We start from the raw sequence: 16,674 nt of genomic DNA, 5'->3' as shown, positions 1-16,674 counted from the left end.
AATGATATAGAAGGCTAAAGCGCATGGTCAAAGGATTTTTAGCATGACTTACCCTAACAAATATACGAAAAATTAGTTTTAATTGAAACTAATTAATTGTGAAATATTACATTGGAAATAAAGGAAAAGTAAATCTACAGGAACAGGTTTTGCACTCTTAAATGTAGAAGTAAAAGGTATTAATTTAAAAATCTTGCTCCGTCAACAGGATTAAGACGATGGCTTTATTGCGATTTGCTTTTTGGAAAGAATTCTCAGAAAAATATAGAAAGGAACTTCATGAAAGTAATCTTGGGAATGATTTCCTAAAACAACATGAAAGAATTACCTTGTTATATGCTGCTAAATACGATGAGCATTGTCATGCGATTATTTTGAAAAAATACCTTGAAAGCCTACAACAGATATAAAAAAAGCAGAGATTAATTCTCTGCTTTTTCTTTTTTAACGGCCTGATGCATAATAAGAATGATCCCCAAAAGGAAACAAGCAATGATCAGATAGCGCCAGGAAAGACCTTTTTGATCCGTTACAGTTCCACTTACTGAGATGATAAAACTTGTTACAGAAGTGATCACATATACCAATCCTCCCATCAGCCCACCGGCAGTCCCTGCGTTTTTCGGAAAGTAAAGCATACTTGTTGTAAAAAAAGAGGTAAATAAAATTCCGGAACAGATATGAATAAAAAAGGCAAATGGAATCATAATGAAAAGACTTTCTGCAAAATAGCTGGTAGTGATCAACCCTCCAATCAGAATCAGCTGAAGAAGGATAGGCTGCAATATTCTTGGTTTAAAATCCAGAGTCAGCCTGCGTTTTCCTATAAAACCTCCAATCATCCACGAAAATCCTAAGATTAACGTACAGTATCCAATCACTACAGGCGTAAAATGAAAAGTGTTTTCAATAATAAACGGTCCGGTAATATTAAATAGCATTACGATAGAGTAGCTCAGCCCCAAAATGAAAATACCCAGCATAAAAATCCTGTTCTTAAGCATCATTTTGTAAAGGCTTATATTTTCTGAAAGATCCAGCTTCTTTTTCTGGGGAAGACTTTCTCCACTAAAAAACCATTCAAAAAGAAACAGAAATCCCGCATAAGCTGCCAGGAAGTAGAAATTTGCATGCCAGTTGAAAATTTTCTCAAGATATCCTCCAAGGAAAGGCGCTAAAATAGGACCACAAGACCAGACAATGGTAAAATAACTCAAATAATGCTTTACCCTTTCCGCATCGTAAATATCCACAAAAATAGCACGCGTTGCTACAACAAGTACTGAAACCGCAGCTCCCTGAAGAATACGAAGCAGACAGATCAGTAAAATACTGTTGGTCATCGTAATTAAAATGCTGGTCAGAATCAGCAGGAATAATGCTATTAATTTGGGACGGTATCGACCAATGCTATCCAGAATCCCTCCTACAAACAATTGGGAAATTCCGTAGCTCAACAGATATGAAGTCAGGGTAATCTGAATATCCTTTTCCGAAACCATCATTTCTTTGGCCATAGAAGGGAACGATGGTAAATAAATATCCGTGACAAACCCGGAAAGCGGGATAGACACGAAAGCCATAATGGTAATTAATCTGATTCGTTGCTCAGATGCTTCTCTCAACATATTCATTCATTTTTTACATTGCAAAAATAAGTCAAGAAATACAAAACCGGATTTTAAAAGACAAAGTAAAAATTACAAAAATCAAATATTAGGATAGGTTCTTGAATTTTAAGGGTGAAGTCTGAGCATGCTTTTTAAAGAAATTATTAAAATGAGCAGGCTGGTCAAACCCTAAAGTATATCCTATCTGGGCAATATCCCAATTGGTATACTTCAACAGGTTTTTGGATTCTTCAAACATCTTTTCTTTAATAATCTGTGTTGTAGTAAGGTTCGTTACAGATTTCACAGAAGAATTCAAATGATTGACATGAACATTCAGATGCTCGGCAAAATCAGAAGGTGTTTTTAAGGCCAGCGGATAAGCAGGAGAGTCCAAAGGAAACTGTTTGTTGAGCAATTCATCGAATAATTTGTATAAACGTACATTTGCAGGAAGCTCATGGGGATTGATGTCTTCCACGCGGTTTTCCAATGCCAGGTGCATTACAGAAGCAAGATTGCTTTTGATGCTGCTGCAACGGAAAGGATATGAAGAGTTATTCATACGGTAAATCTGGTCGAAATAAAGAGTAGCCAGCTGGGCTTGTTCTTCCGTCAGGAAAATAACCGGCTTGCTCCATTCCTTGAACATCGAAGTTTTTTTAAACAGGTTAAATTCTGAATTTCCGTTAAAAAACTCCTGATTAAACAAACAGAAATATCCTTCCTGTACATCACTTTCGCACTCCCATGAATACGGGATACTGGGAGAAGGGAAAAATAAAGCAGGACCATCTATATACAGTTGATGCGCACCATAATGAATAGTTCCTTTTCCAATGATAAAGCTTATTTTATAATAATCACGACGGTTGTAAGGACTTTTGAAGCTACAATATCTCCTCATGGAAATATTGAAATGGGATTTTCCGGTTTCAAAATTCTCAGAATCAAATATTTTAATCTGATCTTTACGGATGCGTCTGTAATAATCTTCTATCGTTTCCAGCTGATCACTCATAGGTAAAAATTATAAAAATCAAAGATAGGGAAACTATTGCTTGCTTAAAATAATTTTAAATGAGATAATAGAAATAGTAATCATAGCTTTGCTCAATATTATCAATACTAAGGTAACTAACCATTTATTATAAACTATCTGTGCACATCTGTGAAATCTGCGGGCGAAAATAATTAAATTAACTTTTATTAATTTCCATTTCCAAAATATGCGATGGCAGTTGAAAAGGGCCAGTCTTTGAGCTTTCTACAGCTATAAAACCAGATTCTTTTAAAAAGCCTGAAAGCAGATCATGATCCAATATATTGATCCATATAATATCCGTAAAGCTTACTGCTGATCTGCATTTTTTCCAAAGAGACTGTCTTGCTTCCGGAGAATCAAACTCTGAAAGAATTACAAAGCTGATTTCTGTAGCTCTTTTCCCTTCAGGGATTCCCGGGTGTAAAGAACCGCTTTTTATAATGCTGTATCCGATTGGCTTTTGATCAGCATAGGTCATAATCAGCTGGTTGGAGAGATCATTCAGATCGTTGATCATCTTTCTCGGATCTATTTCGTGCTGAATATATTTTTTGATGTCTTCCTCACTTACAAACTCTTTATGCAAGGTATAAACGGAAGAATCGATAATGGTTATAAGATCAGAAATTCCCTCTTCAGAACCCACTGTAAATTTTGAAATGATATCCATGAAATTTTTTTATTCAAAATTATAAGATTAATCCATTCAAAAAGGATACAGTTCGCTAAAATATAATCGGTACAGAAAGGTATTTTTGTAAATTTGTTCAGTACAGTGTTGTGTTATGATGAAACCTTATAAGTACGAAATTTTTACGGATGAAATAGAGAAGCAGATCTACAGTGGAGTTTTACAGGAAAATGAAAGACTTCCTTCCGTTCGTGATATCAAAGAAAAATACAAACTGAGTACAAGTTCCGTACAAAGTGGATTTGAATACCTTATAATCAAAGGGTTGATCAGAAGTTATCCGCGGTCTGGCTATTTTGTCACAGGAATTCAGGAGGAGAATATTCCGGAAATAAAAACCAAGTTTCCGGCTGTAGTAAGGGATAAGGCATTTACAAAAAATATCATGCTTACTTCCAAAAGAACTTCAGAATTCAGTTCTTTCAATAGTGCAGCGCCGGGAGATCTTCTCATTCCGCAAAAGCTAATTCTCAGAACAATGCAGGAAGTCATTCGTGAGAAAGGAGCATCACTGCTCAGGTATTATCCTTCAAACGGACTGGAGCTATTAAGAAAACATATTGCAAAACAAATGGGAGCTTATGGCTGCATCTTAAATCCGGACGAAATAATTATCACTGATGGTGCTCTGCAGGCCCTTACAATTGCTTTGAAATCGGTTACAAAAGCAGGAGATGTAGTGGCAGTTGAGAGTCCATGTGTATTTTCAGTATTGGAAGTGCTTGCTCATCTGGAGCTCAAGGTTATTGAGGTTCCTGTACATTATAAAACAGGCTTTGATACTGAATATTTTCAAAAGATCTGCAAGGAAAATAAGATCAGTGCTCTCGTAACGACTCCCAATTTTCATAATCCCACAGGTGTTGTAATGAATGATGGAGCAAAAAAAGAAATTCTGAGTATTGCAGAAACTCATCAGTTCTGTATTATTGAGAATGATATGTATTCCGATCTTTATTTTGAAGACGAAAGACCCAAGAGTATAAAGAGCTTTGATAAAAAAGGTATCGTGATGATGTATTCGTCATTTTCAAAGACATTGGCTCCAGGGATTCGTTTAGGCTGGCTATATGCCGGAAATTTTTATGCAAAATCCGAGAGAGTACGATTTGCGTTAGGGCGCACAGTTTCTCCCATTTACCAGGAACTGGTTCTGAAACTGCTGCAGGGAAGCAGTTATGAAAGACACCTTCGTGTATTCCGGAAAAAACTCAGTCAGCAGGCTGTTCAGATAGTGGATATTGTAAGAAAATCCTTTCCTGAAGGTTCTTATTTTCACAGACCGCGAGGAGGTTACAGTATTTGGGGGCAGCTTCCAGAGAATACGGATATGAAAAGATTTTATCAGTATTGTGAAGAACATCAGATTTTGTTTACTCCCGGACATACCTTTTCGTTCAATGATAACTACCAGTCTCATTTCAGGATTATTTTTGCCGAAAGAATTACCTCTGAAAGCATTATTTTGTTAAAAAATGCAGGCAGGAAAGCAAAAGAACTGCAGTTTTGAACCATTAAAAATAAGTAAGTAGGATAAATAAATCAAATGGCTTTTCAATAAGCTTTTTTAAGAGAAGCTTGTTTGCTGTTTTTTTTGATTCTTATTGATTCTGAGTGGTTTATTTAAAAATTGATTACTTCTGCACATAAACCCCAGATACGTGGCTGATTTTCTATAATAATTTGATTTTATTTTAAAAATTAAATTGAATTTAAGAAAGACTCAGAAAAAATGATTAAATCAACTATTTTTTTTCGACACAATTAGGCTGGAATCACCATAAAACCTATATTTGCAGCCTAAATTTTTAAATAAATGAAAGAACTAATTGAAAAAATCAACGCAGAATTTGAAGCGTTCACAACTGAGGCAAACCAACAAGCGGAAAAAGGAAACAAAGCAGCTGGTACAAGAGCTCGTAAAGCAGCTTTAGAACTAAGCAAATTGTTCAAAGAATTCAGAAAAGTTTCTGTAGAAGAAGCTAAGAAATAATTCACCTTTAGCCGGCTTTTGAAGCCGGTTTTTTTATGCCTTAATAAAAGATATTTTAATATTAAATGTTCCAAGTTTTAAAATGGATTTTGCTAAAATTAAATATTTAATGTTAAATACTATTAAAGTATATTAAACTTCTGTTCTTCTAAGTGCTTCCAGGTCTATATTTGTGCTATTAATTAAAACTAATACAACACACAGCCATGAAGTCCTTTTATCTTCTGTTCATTTTCTTTTTCGGTTTTTTTTCCGCACAGAAATTAAGAGTAGTGGATTCCCAAAATGGAAACCCTATTCCCAATGCACGAATTATCCTGCAGGATCAGATCATTTACACCAATGAAGATGGTTTTGCTCCAGTAAACTCAGATGCTGTCAATTTTGAAGTCTCTGCTTCGGGTTTTCAAAAACAGAAAATATCCGTATTCAACTTTCAGGTAAAACTTAAACCTGTTTATAAAGATATTGGTGAGATCAAAATCATCGATGTAGACATCAAAAAAATATTTGAAGACATCAATAAAAATTATCATAAAAAATATTATGATGATCCTTCTCTTTATGACGTTGTATACAAGGAAAAAGGTTTTGATAACGATAAACTCTACTTTCTGGTCATTGCAGAAGCTAAGTTTTGGAGTAAAAATAACCAATATAATTTTAAAGATGGTTTACGTAAAAACTATGATGAAATCCTCCAGATGCAGCTGAATAACGTTAAATATCTGAAAAAAGTAAATACTGACAGTATTTTCACGGGAAAAACCAACGAGTTTTCTCATGAATATCTTGGAAACCTCTTCCTGAATTATGAACTTTACAGAACACTCCAGCATTTAAGAATGAAGGATTGTAAATATAACGGAAGGTTGATTTTTGAGGAAGGTGATGAACAGTTGATTACCTTTAAAATAGAGTCGGGAAGGGGAATTCAGATGAAAGGAGAATTTAAATATAATAAAGCAGACAAAGTGATTACTTATTTTGAAACGCATTATTATCAGACAGATTTTCCTGCCATGAAGAAAATGACAACAGATGGAAGAGAATTTCAGTACAAACTTGGGGATGCCGCACTGATTTTTGATTTTTATAAGAAAGACGGTCTCTATGTACCTGCATTAACGAAGTTGGAAGGAGACGGTTTTACCGTTTTTTATAAAGATGAGACCCATGTAAGGAAATTCAGCCGTGAAATTATCTATACTACTTTTACCAAAACCGATAAGAAAGGACTTTATCCGAAGGTTGATTTTAATATCAGTATCTGGAATAATGTTCCTGTAAAAGAAGAGAAAGCCGGGACAACACTGCTCTCCAAAGAAGAACAGGCGTTTCTCAATGAAAAATAAAGTGTCATTTCTAAAGGCTACAAGACTATCATATTGATGGTCTTTTTTTATTAATTATAGCTGTTTTCGGAATTTTATTATTTCTTTTGGATGAAAACATTGATTATATAATTGAAAAGCCTCTTTTTTAGGCTTAATTTTTCAGTATCTCCCTAATTTCTTTTATCTTTAAACCAATCAATAAATAGTATGAGGATAAATAGATTTTTTGCAGTGCCTGCAGTAATGCTGGCTGCTCAGTTTTCATGGGCTCAGGTAAAGGTTGACCCAAAAGAAAGGCTTAACCCTATCGTAAAAAGTTTTGTAGATGAAGTAAATAATAATTCCCAGCTGGAAAATCTGGCTTCCGAACTGTTGGATGGGATCGGGCCGCGCCTTGTAGGAACTCCCGAAATGCTGGCTGCAAACGAATGGAGTGCCAATAAACTTCGTTCCTGGGGAGTAGATGCCAATCTTCAACAATTCGGAACATGGAAAGGATGGCAAAGAGGAACCACGCATGTTGATATGACGTACCCGCGCATAAAATCTCTTTCTGCAACACAACTGGCATGGAGTCCGGCTACTAAAAAAGCAATTGAGGCAGAAGTGATTATTCTTCCAAAAGTGTCTTCGAAAGCTGAATTTGATCAATGGCTTCCTTCTGTGAAAGGGAAAATTGTATTGATGGCACAGTATCAGAAGATAGGACGTTCTGATGAGCAGATTAAAGAATTTGCCACTCCTGAATTGTATGAGAAGCTGAAAGCTGAAAAAGATCAGGCGACCAAAGATTTTGCAGCGTATATAAAGAACATCGGATATGACAATAACACGCTTCCGGAAGCGTTGGAAAAGGCCGGAGCGGCAGGTATTGCCATTTCAAACTGGACCGGTATTATGGGAGCTAACAGAATATTTGGAGCGAAAACAACCAAAATTCCAATGATCGATATCGATGTGGAAGACTATGGAATGCTTTACAGAATGGCAGAAAAAGGAACTCAGCCTAAAATCAAAATTGATGCTCAGTCAAAAGTGCTTCCTGAAGCCAAAAGTTTTAATACAATCGGAATGATCAAAGGAAAGGAAAAGCCTGATGAATATGTGATTCTTTCGGCTCATCTTGACTCATGGGATGGAGCTCAGGGAGCTACAGATAATGGGACCGGAACAATTACCATGCTGGAAACCATGAGAATTCTGAAAAAGTATTATCCTAATAACAAGAGAACTATCGTTATCGGACTATGGGGAAGTGAGGAGCAGGGATTAAACGGCTCAAGAGGTTTTGTAGCCGATAATCCTCAGATTATTAAAGGTGTACAGGCTGCCTTTAATCAGGATAACGGAACAGGGCGCGTTGTCAATATCAGCGGGCAGGGATTTGTAAAGGCTTATGATTACGTAGGAAGATGGCTTGATGGCGTTCCAAAAGCAGTACGAGGGCATATTAAAACTGACTTTCCGGGAATGCCTGGCGGAGGAGGTTCTGATCACGCTTCGTTCGTGGCAGCAGGAGTACCGGGAATTTCTTTAGGTTCTCTGAACTGGGGCTATTTTGGATATACCTGGCATACAACGAAAGATACTTATGACAAGATCGTTTTTGATGAGGTTAAAAATAATGTGATTTTAACTGCCGCATTAGCTTATATGGCATCCGAAGATCCTGAATTCAGCAACCGTGAAAAAAGAGTAATGCCTCAGGATGAAAAAGGAGAGACTGTAAAATGGCCGGAAGTAAAAGAGCCTAGAAGAAGCTCTAAAGATTATAAATAGTTTTCTCTATTCGAAGCAATAAAAAAATGATATGATATTCTGATATCATATTCATCTTTGCCGTTATTGGCTAATAACATATATGTAATAATTAATGTTTTAGCCAATGATGGCATTTTTTATTATGAATTTTCTACAACATAAGATGTTGCGGGAATCTAAACCAAGGTAAGCAAGGGATAGATTAAGTATTCTTAATATGAATTATATATTTTAAATAGGATAATAAAAAGTATATTATTTTAATCAGGAATGAATTTCATAATAAATCTATAGAGAACGTGAGTTGATTAAATATTGAATAAACTTTTCCATTTTGCAACGGTATTGCGACTCAACTTAAAATGCAGCGCAAGCTGCGTATTATTAAGATAATTCTTTTTTTGATATTCAAGAATTTTATAAATCGTTTCTTTATTGTAAGAGCGGTGTGACTGATTAGCCTTAAGGTTTTGGCTATAACTAAATATTATTTTATTAATTTCTATCACATCGAACGACGACAGATTTTTCTTCGCTAAAATTTTTGCACACGCATGTTTTTTCTCAGGATATTTCAGATCGACAAGATCACTGTAAATTTTTTTGTAATCAGGCGTCATTGAGGGAGATTGTTTATAATGATCCATTTGTAATGATGTTGATTTTATCAATTTATAGTCATTTTGGAGTTGTATCTGAAGACCAATAAATACCAGAGTTCATAAACTAACTAAAGAGGCGTCTCAACCAATCATAAGAATGCTTTCAATTTATGAAAATAATAAAGTAAACTGCTTTCGGACTTTACAATAGCTTTATTCTTTAATGCTGCTTATGGCTCTAGTATCTGGTCTTGATATCAACTGTTTTTTTAAGCTAATAAAAAGTATATTATGTTTGTGTTTTCCTGTAAAAGTATACTTTCTGTTCTATATGCTGCAAAATTTTAGATACATCATTTATACAGCTTTTTTTTCAATAGTAAAAAACTTAAAAAATCTACCATTAATACAGGGTAATTGCTTTTTAAACTAATGTGGGGAGTATTTACTTGAAACCATGTGTGTTTCATTTTGATGTATGTGTGATGTATGTATTATTTAATACATCGCAAGCCTTATTTTATACTTTTACGGCGAAACAAAAAGCAGTATGGAAAAAAAAATTGTATTAACCTTGTTAGTGTTATATTCTATCGGGATCTATTCCCAGGTCGGGATTAATACTATCAGCACTAAAATTACTCTGGATATAGCAGGAAATCCTACACAACCAGCTATAACGGACATTTGTATGGTATCAGAAATTACGGAGGCCCGGCTTAAAACAGAAAAGTATGCTTCTGCGGAACAGGGATCTTTTGTTCTTGTTACTAACGCTGATATTGCTCCTCCGGTCAGATCAAGAATGTAGCTTCTTCAGGTTGCTTTTTCTTGATGTTAAAGTATAGACAAGCCTGAGTGATGGAAATTTCGAAACTACCAGTTTTACCTTTATTAATATCTCTTCTAATGAAAAATTAGAACTCTGAATTCATTTCGATGGTTCTGCTGCTTGTACTGCACAGTCCGATTGATTGTTAAGGAGTTTTGATAAGTCATTAGTATGACTTTTAAACATACATAAACAATGAAAAATATAATTATAATTTTACTAGGTACTCTACTGATTTCTTCGTGTGCTGTAAATAACCCTCAAAAAGATATTCCATATATACCGGCAAGGAAATATTTTGTTAAAAAAACATTTGATAATAAAGATTTTACTGAAAAAATAATTACTTCACAGGACGAGTTTGATCAGCTTTTTGGAACTGCAACAACAATGGGTGCTAATGGAAAACCAACCCCTATTGATTTTTCAAACGAAAATGTTCTTGCTCTCATTTATCCCAGAACCAATCTGGAAGTGAAAATCACCCCTGTAAGTCTTCAGGAAAATGAACAGAATATTGTGTATTCTTATAAAGTGCTTGAGGGTGCTCCACACGGTTTTATGACTATTCCCAACACCCTTATTATTATTCCCAAAGCCAATTCAAAAAAAATAATTTTTCATAAAATAAAATAATAATAAGGGGAAATATCTCCGTATCAATTCAATATAGTATTGACAAAACCATATTTGAATATCCAATATGATCAGAGCGACTATAAAAAGAATATTCCAATTTTTAATGCTGGTATTTGCCTGTCTGTCTGTTTTCACTGTCTTATTTTCACAAAATTATACTCCAGGACAAATAGATAATGCATTAATCACTAAATCAGAAAATCTCAGAATAAGAGGACAAAAAAATGAGTTAATTGTTTTAAATCAAAAATATATTACTATTTCAAAAAATCAGAATTATCTGAAAGGGGAGATTTTAGGTTATATCAATATTGCCAATATGTATGCAACCATAGGTGACTATAAAAATTCTTTTTATTATTTACAGAAAGCTGAGAAAAAAATCAAAAAAATTAAGAATGCTTATTTATCTGCAAAACTTTACCAGGAATATGGACAAGTGAATTATGTTATTGGTTTATACATAAAAGCGCTGAAATATAATGCTCAGGCTATTTATTATGCTAAGATGATTTCCGGCCAGAAAGAAAAGGAAATATTATCTGGCATTTATGCAAACAGGGCAGATTTTCTGCATAATATTAAACAGGATGACTCGTCACTTATTTATTTGCATAAAGCATTGAAAATAAAATCAAGTCCTGTAATCAATTCATTAATAGCAGATTATTATATGGTCTATGAAAAAAATACGGATTCTTCTTCCTGTTATTTGAATAATGCCTTAACGTTATTGCATAAAATGAATTACTGGAATATTCAAAGAGGGCAGACCTATTACTATTATGGTAATTTTCTTAATAAAAACAAAGAACATGAAAAAGCGTTACTGTATTATAAAAAATCTGTTGCCATTCTGGAAAAAACCGGGAGAGTGTATAATATTCCTCAGCTTTATAAAAAAATTTCAAGTACTTACGGGGTGTTAAATGATGAAGCGGAAGAAAAAGAATATCTTGAAAAGTATACTAAACTAAAAGATAGTTTGAACCGGGTCTCCAACGAAAGTGTAAACACATCAATTGATGAAATTATAAAAGAAAAAGAATCAGAAAATATTTCAAAGAAGACTATATTTTTAGTCTATAATATTGTAGTATTTTGTCTTATTGTAGTTTTATTCTTTGTTTATAGCCATTATCAAAAGAATAAAAATATTATAAAGCAGAAGGAATTGGAAACAGATGTGTTAAAGGAAAAGCTCAATCACTCTTGTGATTTTATAATCGATCTTGCTAAAAAAAATGATCCTAATTTTCTCAATAAATTTCAGGAAGTCTATCCGGACTTTGTTAGGGAATTGCTTACCATCAACTCTAATTTGTCAAAATCTGATTTAACTTTTTGTGCAATGATATGGTTGGGGTTTTCATCAAAAGAGATTGCACAATATACTTTTGTGGAACACCGTTCTGTTCAGAATAAAAAGCACAGACTGAGAAAAAAAATAAATATTTCTTCAGATGTTGATCTGTATCTGTTCTTTAAAAATTTATCTGATGAATAGACTGAGAAATCAAAATGAGATAAGCATACATGCTTTTTAAAATTTAAAATATTACGGTTTAAAGCCTTTTAGAGTCTGTTTTTTTAAATGAAGTATTTTTGATGTAGATGGTTGTTTGTTGTAAAAATGGTACGATACTATAGTTTTGCATAAAATTTTATAAAATACAATATTCATGATGAAAAAGAAAGTTTTCCTGATCACAAGCATTTTTTGTTCCCTGTACTATCATTCTCAAGTGGGAATTAATACGGCTACTCCTATGAAAGACATGCATGTTAACGGTTCTTTACAGGTTGTAAATGAACTCAATGTGGGAGGAACGGCTTCTACTGCTGGTTCAGCTGGAATTGCCGGGCAGGTACTTAAGTCTAATGGACCAGGTACTGCTCCTTCATGGGAGTCTATTGCCGGTGTTCCCGGTTCTACAGGAACTGTTATTGCTGTAGACGGTAAGTTTTTGGTCGCCCAGGAAATCATAGTACAAATGACTAATGATTTTACGGTTACAGCTGGTTCCAATGGTGGTATTCCGGTTGCTATAGGTAGTTTAAATAATGAAATTGTAGATAATGAAAATCTGTATACAGGTTCACCATCCACTAATTCATTTAGAGTTTCTGCTGATGGAGTATATCAGATAATGATGAATGCACAGTTGTCAACAACTAATGATGGTGCTCAACCCTCAATTCCTGTGCTAGGCATATGGGACGATACAATTGGTAGCTGGGTGGCGCGTGTTAATGATGTTTATTGGGCAGGATCATCAACTGCAGCCGGAGGTGGACCAAAGCAAACCTATACTCTTATTACCTCGATTCCTATGTTAGCTTCTCATACCTATTCTTTCAGAATGTATAATACAGTGGATGTAACCATCAGATATTTAAGCTCAGGTGCTACAGGATCTGGTCCTGTTACCCAAATGTCTTTAAGAAGATTAAAGTAGAAAGATGGTAGTGTTTAATGATTTATTTCAATTCCTACCTAAAAAACAGACTAATTTTTTAGTCTGTTTTTTAGTGTTTCTATTTTTCATGTATTAATTTTTTACATGAACTTAAATGAATGATAGAGTATATGGGTATTAAAATGATATAATTAGGATGCAAATATTAAGTTGATCTCTCTTAGTTATTTTTATCCGTATACTTTGCGATCCACTTATACAGCGTGGTTTTTGGGATCTTATAATCATTTATTATTTCCAGCTTTGTTTTTTTTCCTGTTTCAATTTGTTCCAGGATAAATTCTATAATTTCCTTAGTGTAGATATTTTTTCTGAATTCGGGTAAAGAAGATTCTTTTTTCCGGGAGGCATTGGTGGAGATTTCCTTTTTAGGAGGAGAAAAGAGTATAAGATGCTGTGAGTAGGCGCGGAAAAAGTCATATTCTAACAGTTTACTCCATCTTAATAACTTGTCAGTTGTCAGATCTTTTTCAAGAAACATTTGTTCAATTTCAGATTCGGTACATTTCATAAAGCTGCATGCTCTTTGCATGTCCAGTGCTTCCTCCTGAAACTTAGCTTTAATAGTACTGCCAATATGTATTTGTTTAAAGTTCAAGATAAATGGTATTATATGATTAAATTTTATTTTCGCACAAATTATAAAGCCTTAGGCCTTCGTTGGGTTGATCTCAAAAAAGACCTGAATGACGCTGATATTATCATAGTACAGACATACAATATTAATTCCTACCTGAGAAGAGAAAAATAAGACTAAAATCTCTTCATCATTTTTGTCTGGTTCAAATTTAGCAATGATTATTTTCCTGTAATCAATTGGTCATACAGCATAAATACATCATTTTCTTATGATCAAAAAAAACTCCCGAAGAACGGGAGTAGCAACTTTGATCAGTAATATAGATCTCTTTAAAATCAAAAATGAAAACTGATTTTTTTATTAAAATTTTTTTTAAAAATTATTTTTTGTAGCATGTATAAAAAGTTTTAAGCGGCAAGAAACTTTTTTTGCTCTGGTTTATAAAACAAACTGTATCAATCAATATTCTTGTGATAAAGTTAGATTTGATATTTCATTTAAGCAAAATTTTACATACATCAATAGTACATCAATGGTACATCATTTGGCCTTTTTTAACATATTGATAGGTTTTTTGGGGTATAAAAAACTTTTTTTGATAGAGAAAAAGAAGTTTTATCAGGCTTTAACTAATTTATTTTATTATTCATAGCATTCTAATTAATCAATATATGATGGTTATAACAATGATATGTTTTTTGTTTTAACGAAAATTAGCAAAGATTTTGTAATTATATATTTTTTTTGTTTAGTTTTATGGAAACGAAATTGTAATGTGTAATGGGGTAAAAAAGTAACCTTATCCCGCCAAACCGTTTTAATGAATTATGATTGATGGCGTTTTTGTCACTTCAAAAACTTATAACCATTCTTATTAAATTTATTATGCAAACACTTAAGCTTACTCAGTTTTCAAAAATATTGCTAAGCATCCTGATGTATCTTTCATTGTCCGGTTTATTTTACTCTCAGACATACACCACTCAATATATAGATAGTATGCTGTTGAAAGTTAATGAAGATCTAAGAGTAAGTGGTAGAAAGAAAGAAGTGATTGATCTTAATAACAAATTCTGCAATATTAGTAAAAAGCAGGATTATAAAAGAGGTGTGGTACTTTCGTACATTAATCTGGGTAATATTTATGCCACCGTCGGAATGTATGACAAAGCGTTCCAGTACCTGCAGTATGCTGAAGAAAATGTTGAAGGAATTGATGATGATTATCTGCATGCAAAATTATATCAGGAGTATGGTCAGGCTAATTATGTAATAGGTCTATATAAAAAGGCAATTCAGTATAATTCACGGTCAATTTATTATGGAGAGCAAATAAAGAATAAGCACGAGCGGGAAATTTTATCGGTAGTATATGCGAACAGAGCTGACTTTTTAAGAGAAACCAATTCGGCTGATTCATCTTTAATTTATCTACATAAAGCCTTAGATGTAAAACCTACACCGGTTATCAATTCCACGATTGCTAACCATTATATGCTTTTTGATAAAAATGAGGATTCGGCTCAGGTGTATTTCAACAGAGCATTTTCACTTTTAAAGAAAAGAGATTATCTGGATCCTCAAAGGGCTCTTACTTATTTTTATTACGGGAATTTTTTATCTGAAAAGAAGGATTATACCTCGGCACTATACTACTATATCGAATCAGTAGAAATACTCAAAAAAACCCAGAGAATTTATCAGGTCCCTGTATTATATCAAACGATTGCTAAGACCTATAAAAATTTGCATAATGCCTCAAAAGAAAAAGATTATCTGGAGAGATATGCTCAATTAAATGATAGTCTGGAAAAGGTATGGGATGAATCCATAAATAGTTCTGTCGATAAAATGGCCAGGCAGAAAGAGAAAGATGACAGAGAAAAAAAGAATTCAACCCTATTGTATAACGCTATCGTTTTTGCCTTGCTGGGAATTATTATTGTTGTGTATTATGTATACAATAAAAGAATTGCTAAAAAACGTAAAATTATTGAGGAAAAAGAAGTGGAAACAGAATTTTTAATGAAAAAGATATCTGTTAGTGATGATACACTTATGTCTTTAGCCAAGAAAAATGAACCGTTATTTTTTAATGAATACCAAAGTGCTTATCCTGAATTGATTGAAAGGCTTTTGAAGATTAATCCCAACCTGTCCACCAATGAACTTTCTTTTTGTGCAATGATACAGCTGGGCTTTTCTTCCAAAGAAATTGCTCAATATGGATTCATGCAGCACAGATCCGTACAGACAAAGAAAAACAGATTACGAAAAAAATTACAGATTCCATCCGACGTGGATATATATTTTTTCTTACAAAATTTAAATTCAAAATAATACTTTTAACTGTACCTACGGGTATCCTTACAGCAGCTTATATGAAAATAAAAAGGCTTCCATGAAAAGAAGCCTTTGTGTTATAATTTAAATATGAACTTTCAGTTGTGAAAAGGTAGAAATTGCCGGTTCATACAGAGGTTCAGCCAGTTTTCCAAACCCATATTTGCAGAAAATAAATGATAATTCATTGGATCTTGCTGAATCATAATCGGTTTGTGTATCACCAATGTATACGGTGTCTTTGGTGGATAGCTGATTTCTTTCCATGAGAAGTTGTATGTTTTCAGATTTGTTTTTTTGGGTCCGACCATGGGACTCAAAATCAGTAAACAGAGTATTGAATTGATAATAATCTAAAAATGATTCAATATAACCATCCTGACAGTTGCTGACTATGAAAAGTGAATAAGTGTGGGACAGGTTTTTTAAAGTATCTGCTACACCATCATATAAAACCCCACCTTTTAAGTGAAGTCTTTTATTTTCTTCTGCTACAATTTCAGAAAGGATTTCCCTGGCCTGCAGATCTGAAATGCCGGGAGTAATATCTTTTATAATATCATGAGCTAAAAGTCCCATGTATTGATTCATATCTTCAGGTTTTAATTCTTTTTGGAGCAACTTATGGCTGCCTAACACCTCATTCCATATATTGATGATTGTTGCTCTGGAATCCCATAATGTTCCGTCCAGATCGAAAATTAAATTTTTTGTATTCAAAATGACTGATTTGTGGTTTTTAAATAAAGTTACAATTGAAA

General features: G+C 33.6%; 16 protein-coding genes. 10 read left to right on the top strand and 6 right to left on the bottom strand.

All coding sequences use genetic code 11. From position 1 onward, the window contains the following. The first annotated feature begins 218 nt into the window (after window positions 1-218). Entirely contained in the window at window positions 219-410 is a 192-nt protein-coding gene (locus DDF69_RS22550) for a DUF488 family protein (RefSeq protein WP_114822430.1), read from the top strand. Between the two features lie 12 nt (window positions 411-422). Here the strand turns inward: DDF69_RS22550 and DDF69_RS20575 are convergent, their stop codons facing one another. The 3 genes from DDF69_RS20575 to DDF69_RS20565 form a co-directional block, all read right to left on the bottom strand. Continuing rightward, on the bottom strand, window positions 423-1,628 hold the full coding sequence (locus DDF69_RS20575; RefSeq protein WP_114822429.1) for an MFS transporter: 1,206 nt from the start codon (window positions 1,626-1,628) through the stop codon (window positions 423-425). 88 nt (window positions 1,629-1,716) lie between these two features. Continuing rightward, window positions 1,717-2,631, bottom strand: a complete 915-nt coding sequence (locus DDF69_RS20570; protein ID WP_114822428.1) for a helix-turn-helix domain-containing protein — start codon at window positions 2,629-2,631, stop codon at window positions 1,717-1,719. 178 nt (window positions 2,632-2,809) lie between these two features. Continuing rightward, a complete protein-coding gene (locus DDF69_RS20565) occupies window positions 2,810-3,325 on the bottom strand; it encodes a hypothetical protein (RefSeq protein WP_114822427.1) in 516 nt (171 codons plus the stop codon). Window positions 3,326-3,440: 115 nt separating this feature from the next. Here DDF69_RS20565 and DDF69_RS20560 point away from each other — a divergent pair, with 115 nt between their 5' ends. The 4 genes from DDF69_RS20560 to DDF69_RS20545 all read left to right on the top strand — a co-directional run bounded on the left by DDF69_RS20560 (window position 3,441) and on the right by DDF69_RS20545 (window position 8,455). Then, on the top strand, window positions 3,441-4,856 hold the full coding sequence (locus DDF69_RS20560) for a PLP-dependent aminotransferase family protein (protein WP_114822426.1): 1,416 nt from the start codon (window positions 3,441-3,443) through the stop codon (window positions 4,854-4,856). 306 nt (window positions 4,857-5,162) lie between these two features. Continuing rightward, window positions 5,163-5,339, top strand: coding sequence for a histone H1 (locus DDF69_RS20555; RefSeq protein ID WP_002978882.1), 177 nt, complete (start codon window positions 5,163-5,165; stop codon window positions 5,337-5,339). Window positions 5,340-5,545: 206 nt separating this feature from the next. Then, complete coding sequence (locus DDF69_RS20550) at window positions 5,546-6,694, top strand: carboxypeptidase-like regulatory domain-containing protein (protein ID WP_114822425.1); 1,149 nt, start codon at window positions 5,546-5,548, stop codon at window positions 6,692-6,694. Window positions 6,695-6,883: 189 nt separating this feature from the next. After that, window positions 6,884-8,455, top strand: coding sequence for a M28 family peptidase (locus DDF69_RS20545; RefSeq protein ID WP_114822424.1), 1,572 nt, complete (start codon window positions 6,884-6,886; stop codon window positions 8,453-8,455). 290 nt (window positions 8,456-8,745) lie between these two features. Here DDF69_RS20545 and DDF69_RS20540 read toward each other — a convergent pair whose 3' ends face one another. Next, complete coding sequence (locus DDF69_RS20540) at window positions 8,746-9,084, bottom strand: helix-turn-helix domain-containing protein (protein ID WP_114822423.1); 339 nt, start codon at window positions 9,082-9,084, stop codon at window positions 8,746-8,748. 505 nt (window positions 9,085-9,589) lie between these two features. Between DDF69_RS20540 and DDF69_RS20535 the strand changes: the two genes are divergently transcribed. The 4 genes from DDF69_RS20535 to DDF69_RS20520 all read left to right on the top strand — a co-directional run bounded on the left by DDF69_RS20535 (window position 9,590) and on the right by DDF69_RS20520 (window position 12,969). Beyond that, window positions 9,590-9,850: a hypothetical protein gene (locus tag DDF69_RS20535; protein WP_114822422.1), complete on the top strand. Its 261-nt coding sequence runs from the start codon at window positions 9,590-9,592 to the stop codon at window positions 9,848-9,850. Window positions 9,851-10,066: 216 nt separating this feature from the next. Then, entirely contained in the window at window positions 10,067-10,507 is a 441-nt protein-coding gene (locus DDF69_RS20530; protein WP_114822421.1) for a hypothetical protein, read from the top strand. A 67-nt stretch (window positions 10,508-10,574) separates the two neighbouring features. Then, complete coding sequence (locus DDF69_RS20525; RefSeq protein WP_114822420.1) at window positions 10,575-12,017, top strand: LuxR C-terminal-related transcriptional regulator; 1,443 nt, start codon at window positions 10,575-10,577, stop codon at window positions 12,015-12,017. Between the two features lie 175 nt (window positions 12,018-12,192). Further along, entirely contained in the window at window positions 12,193-12,969 is a 777-nt protein-coding gene (locus DDF69_RS20520) for a hypothetical protein (protein WP_114822419.1), read from the top strand. A 181-nt stretch (window positions 12,970-13,150) separates the two neighbouring features. Here the strand turns inward: DDF69_RS20520 and DDF69_RS20515 are convergent, their stop codons facing one another. Then, window positions 13,151-13,588: a transposase gene (locus DDF69_RS20515; RefSeq protein WP_114822418.1), complete on the bottom strand. Its 438-nt coding sequence runs from the start codon at window positions 13,586-13,588 to the stop codon at window positions 13,151-13,153. 867 nt (window positions 13,589-14,455) lie between these two features. Between DDF69_RS20515 and DDF69_RS20510 the strand changes: the two genes are divergently transcribed. After that, complete coding sequence (locus DDF69_RS20510) at window positions 14,456-15,910, top strand: LuxR C-terminal-related transcriptional regulator (protein ID WP_162800977.1); 1,455 nt, start codon at window positions 14,456-14,458, stop codon at window positions 15,908-15,910. Window positions 15,911-15,997: 87 nt separating this feature from the next. Here DDF69_RS20510 and DDF69_RS20505 read toward each other — a convergent pair whose 3' ends face one another. Further along, window positions 15,998-16,633 (bottom strand): HAD family hydrolase, encoded by a 636-nt coding sequence (locus DDF69_RS20505; RefSeq protein WP_162800976.1) that lies wholly within the window; start codon window positions 16,631-16,633, stop codon window positions 15,998-16,000. Between the last annotated feature and the right edge of the window lie 41 nt (window positions 16,634-16,674).

Origin of the sequence: Chryseobacterium sp. KLBC 52 (assembly GCF_003347605.1) — a bacterium.
GTDB lineage: Bacteria > Bacteroidota > Bacteroidia > Flavobacteriales > Weeksellaceae > Chryseobacterium.
The sequence above is the reverse complement of the archived record's forward strand: the minus strand, read 5'-3'. Positions and strand labels throughout refer to the sequence as shown.

Excerpts from the sequence above, each read along its gene's own strand:
- DDF69_RS22550 (WP_114822430.1), top strand. The coding sequence starts at position 219 with ATGGCTTTATTGCGATTTGCTTTTTGGAAAGAATTCTCAGAAAAATAT.
- DDF69_RS20575 (WP_114822429.1), bottom strand. The coding sequence starts at position 1,628 with ATGTTGAGAGAAGCATCTGAGCAACGAATCAGATTAATTACCATTATG.
- DDF69_RS20570 (WP_114822428.1), bottom strand. The coding sequence starts at position 2,631 with ATGAGTGATCAGCTGGAAACGATAGAAGATTATTACAGACGCATCCGT.
- DDF69_RS20565 (WP_114822427.1), bottom strand. The coding sequence starts at position 3,325 with ATGGATATCATTTCAAAATTTACAGTGGGTTCTGAAGAGGGAATTTCT.
- DDF69_RS20560 (WP_114822426.1), top strand. The coding sequence starts at position 3,441 with ATGATGAAACCTTATAAGTACGAAATTTTTACGGATGAAATAGAGAAG.
- DDF69_RS20555 (WP_002978882.1), top strand. The coding sequence starts at position 5,163 with ATGAAAGAACTAATTGAAAAAATCAACGCAGAATTTGAAGCGTTCACA.
- DDF69_RS20550 (WP_114822425.1), top strand. The coding sequence starts at position 5,546 with ATGAAGTCCTTTTATCTTCTGTTCATTTTCTTTTTCGGTTTTTTTTCC.
- DDF69_RS20545 (WP_114822424.1), top strand. The coding sequence starts at position 6,884 with ATGAGGATAAATAGATTTTTTGCAGTGCCTGCAGTAATGCTGGCTGCT.
- DDF69_RS20540 (WP_114822423.1), bottom strand. The coding sequence starts at position 9,084 with ATGGATCATTATAAACAATCTCCCTCAATGACGCCTGATTACAAAAAA.
- DDF69_RS20535 (WP_114822422.1), top strand. The coding sequence starts at position 9,590 with ATGGAAAAAAAAATTGTATTAACCTTGTTAGTGTTATATTCTATCGGG.
- DDF69_RS20530 (WP_114822421.1), top strand. The coding sequence starts at position 10,067 with ATGAAAAATATAATTATAATTTTACTAGGTACTCTACTGATTTCTTCG.
- DDF69_RS20525 (WP_114822420.1), top strand. The coding sequence starts at position 10,575 with ATGATCAGAGCGACTATAAAAAGAATATTCCAATTTTTAATGCTGGTA.
- DDF69_RS20520 (WP_114822419.1), top strand. The coding sequence starts at position 12,193 with ATGATGAAAAAGAAAGTTTTCCTGATCACAAGCATTTTTTGTTCCCTG.
- DDF69_RS20510 (WP_162800977.1), top strand. The coding sequence starts at position 14,456 with ATGCAAACACTTAAGCTTACTCAGTTTTCAAAAATATTGCTAAGCATC.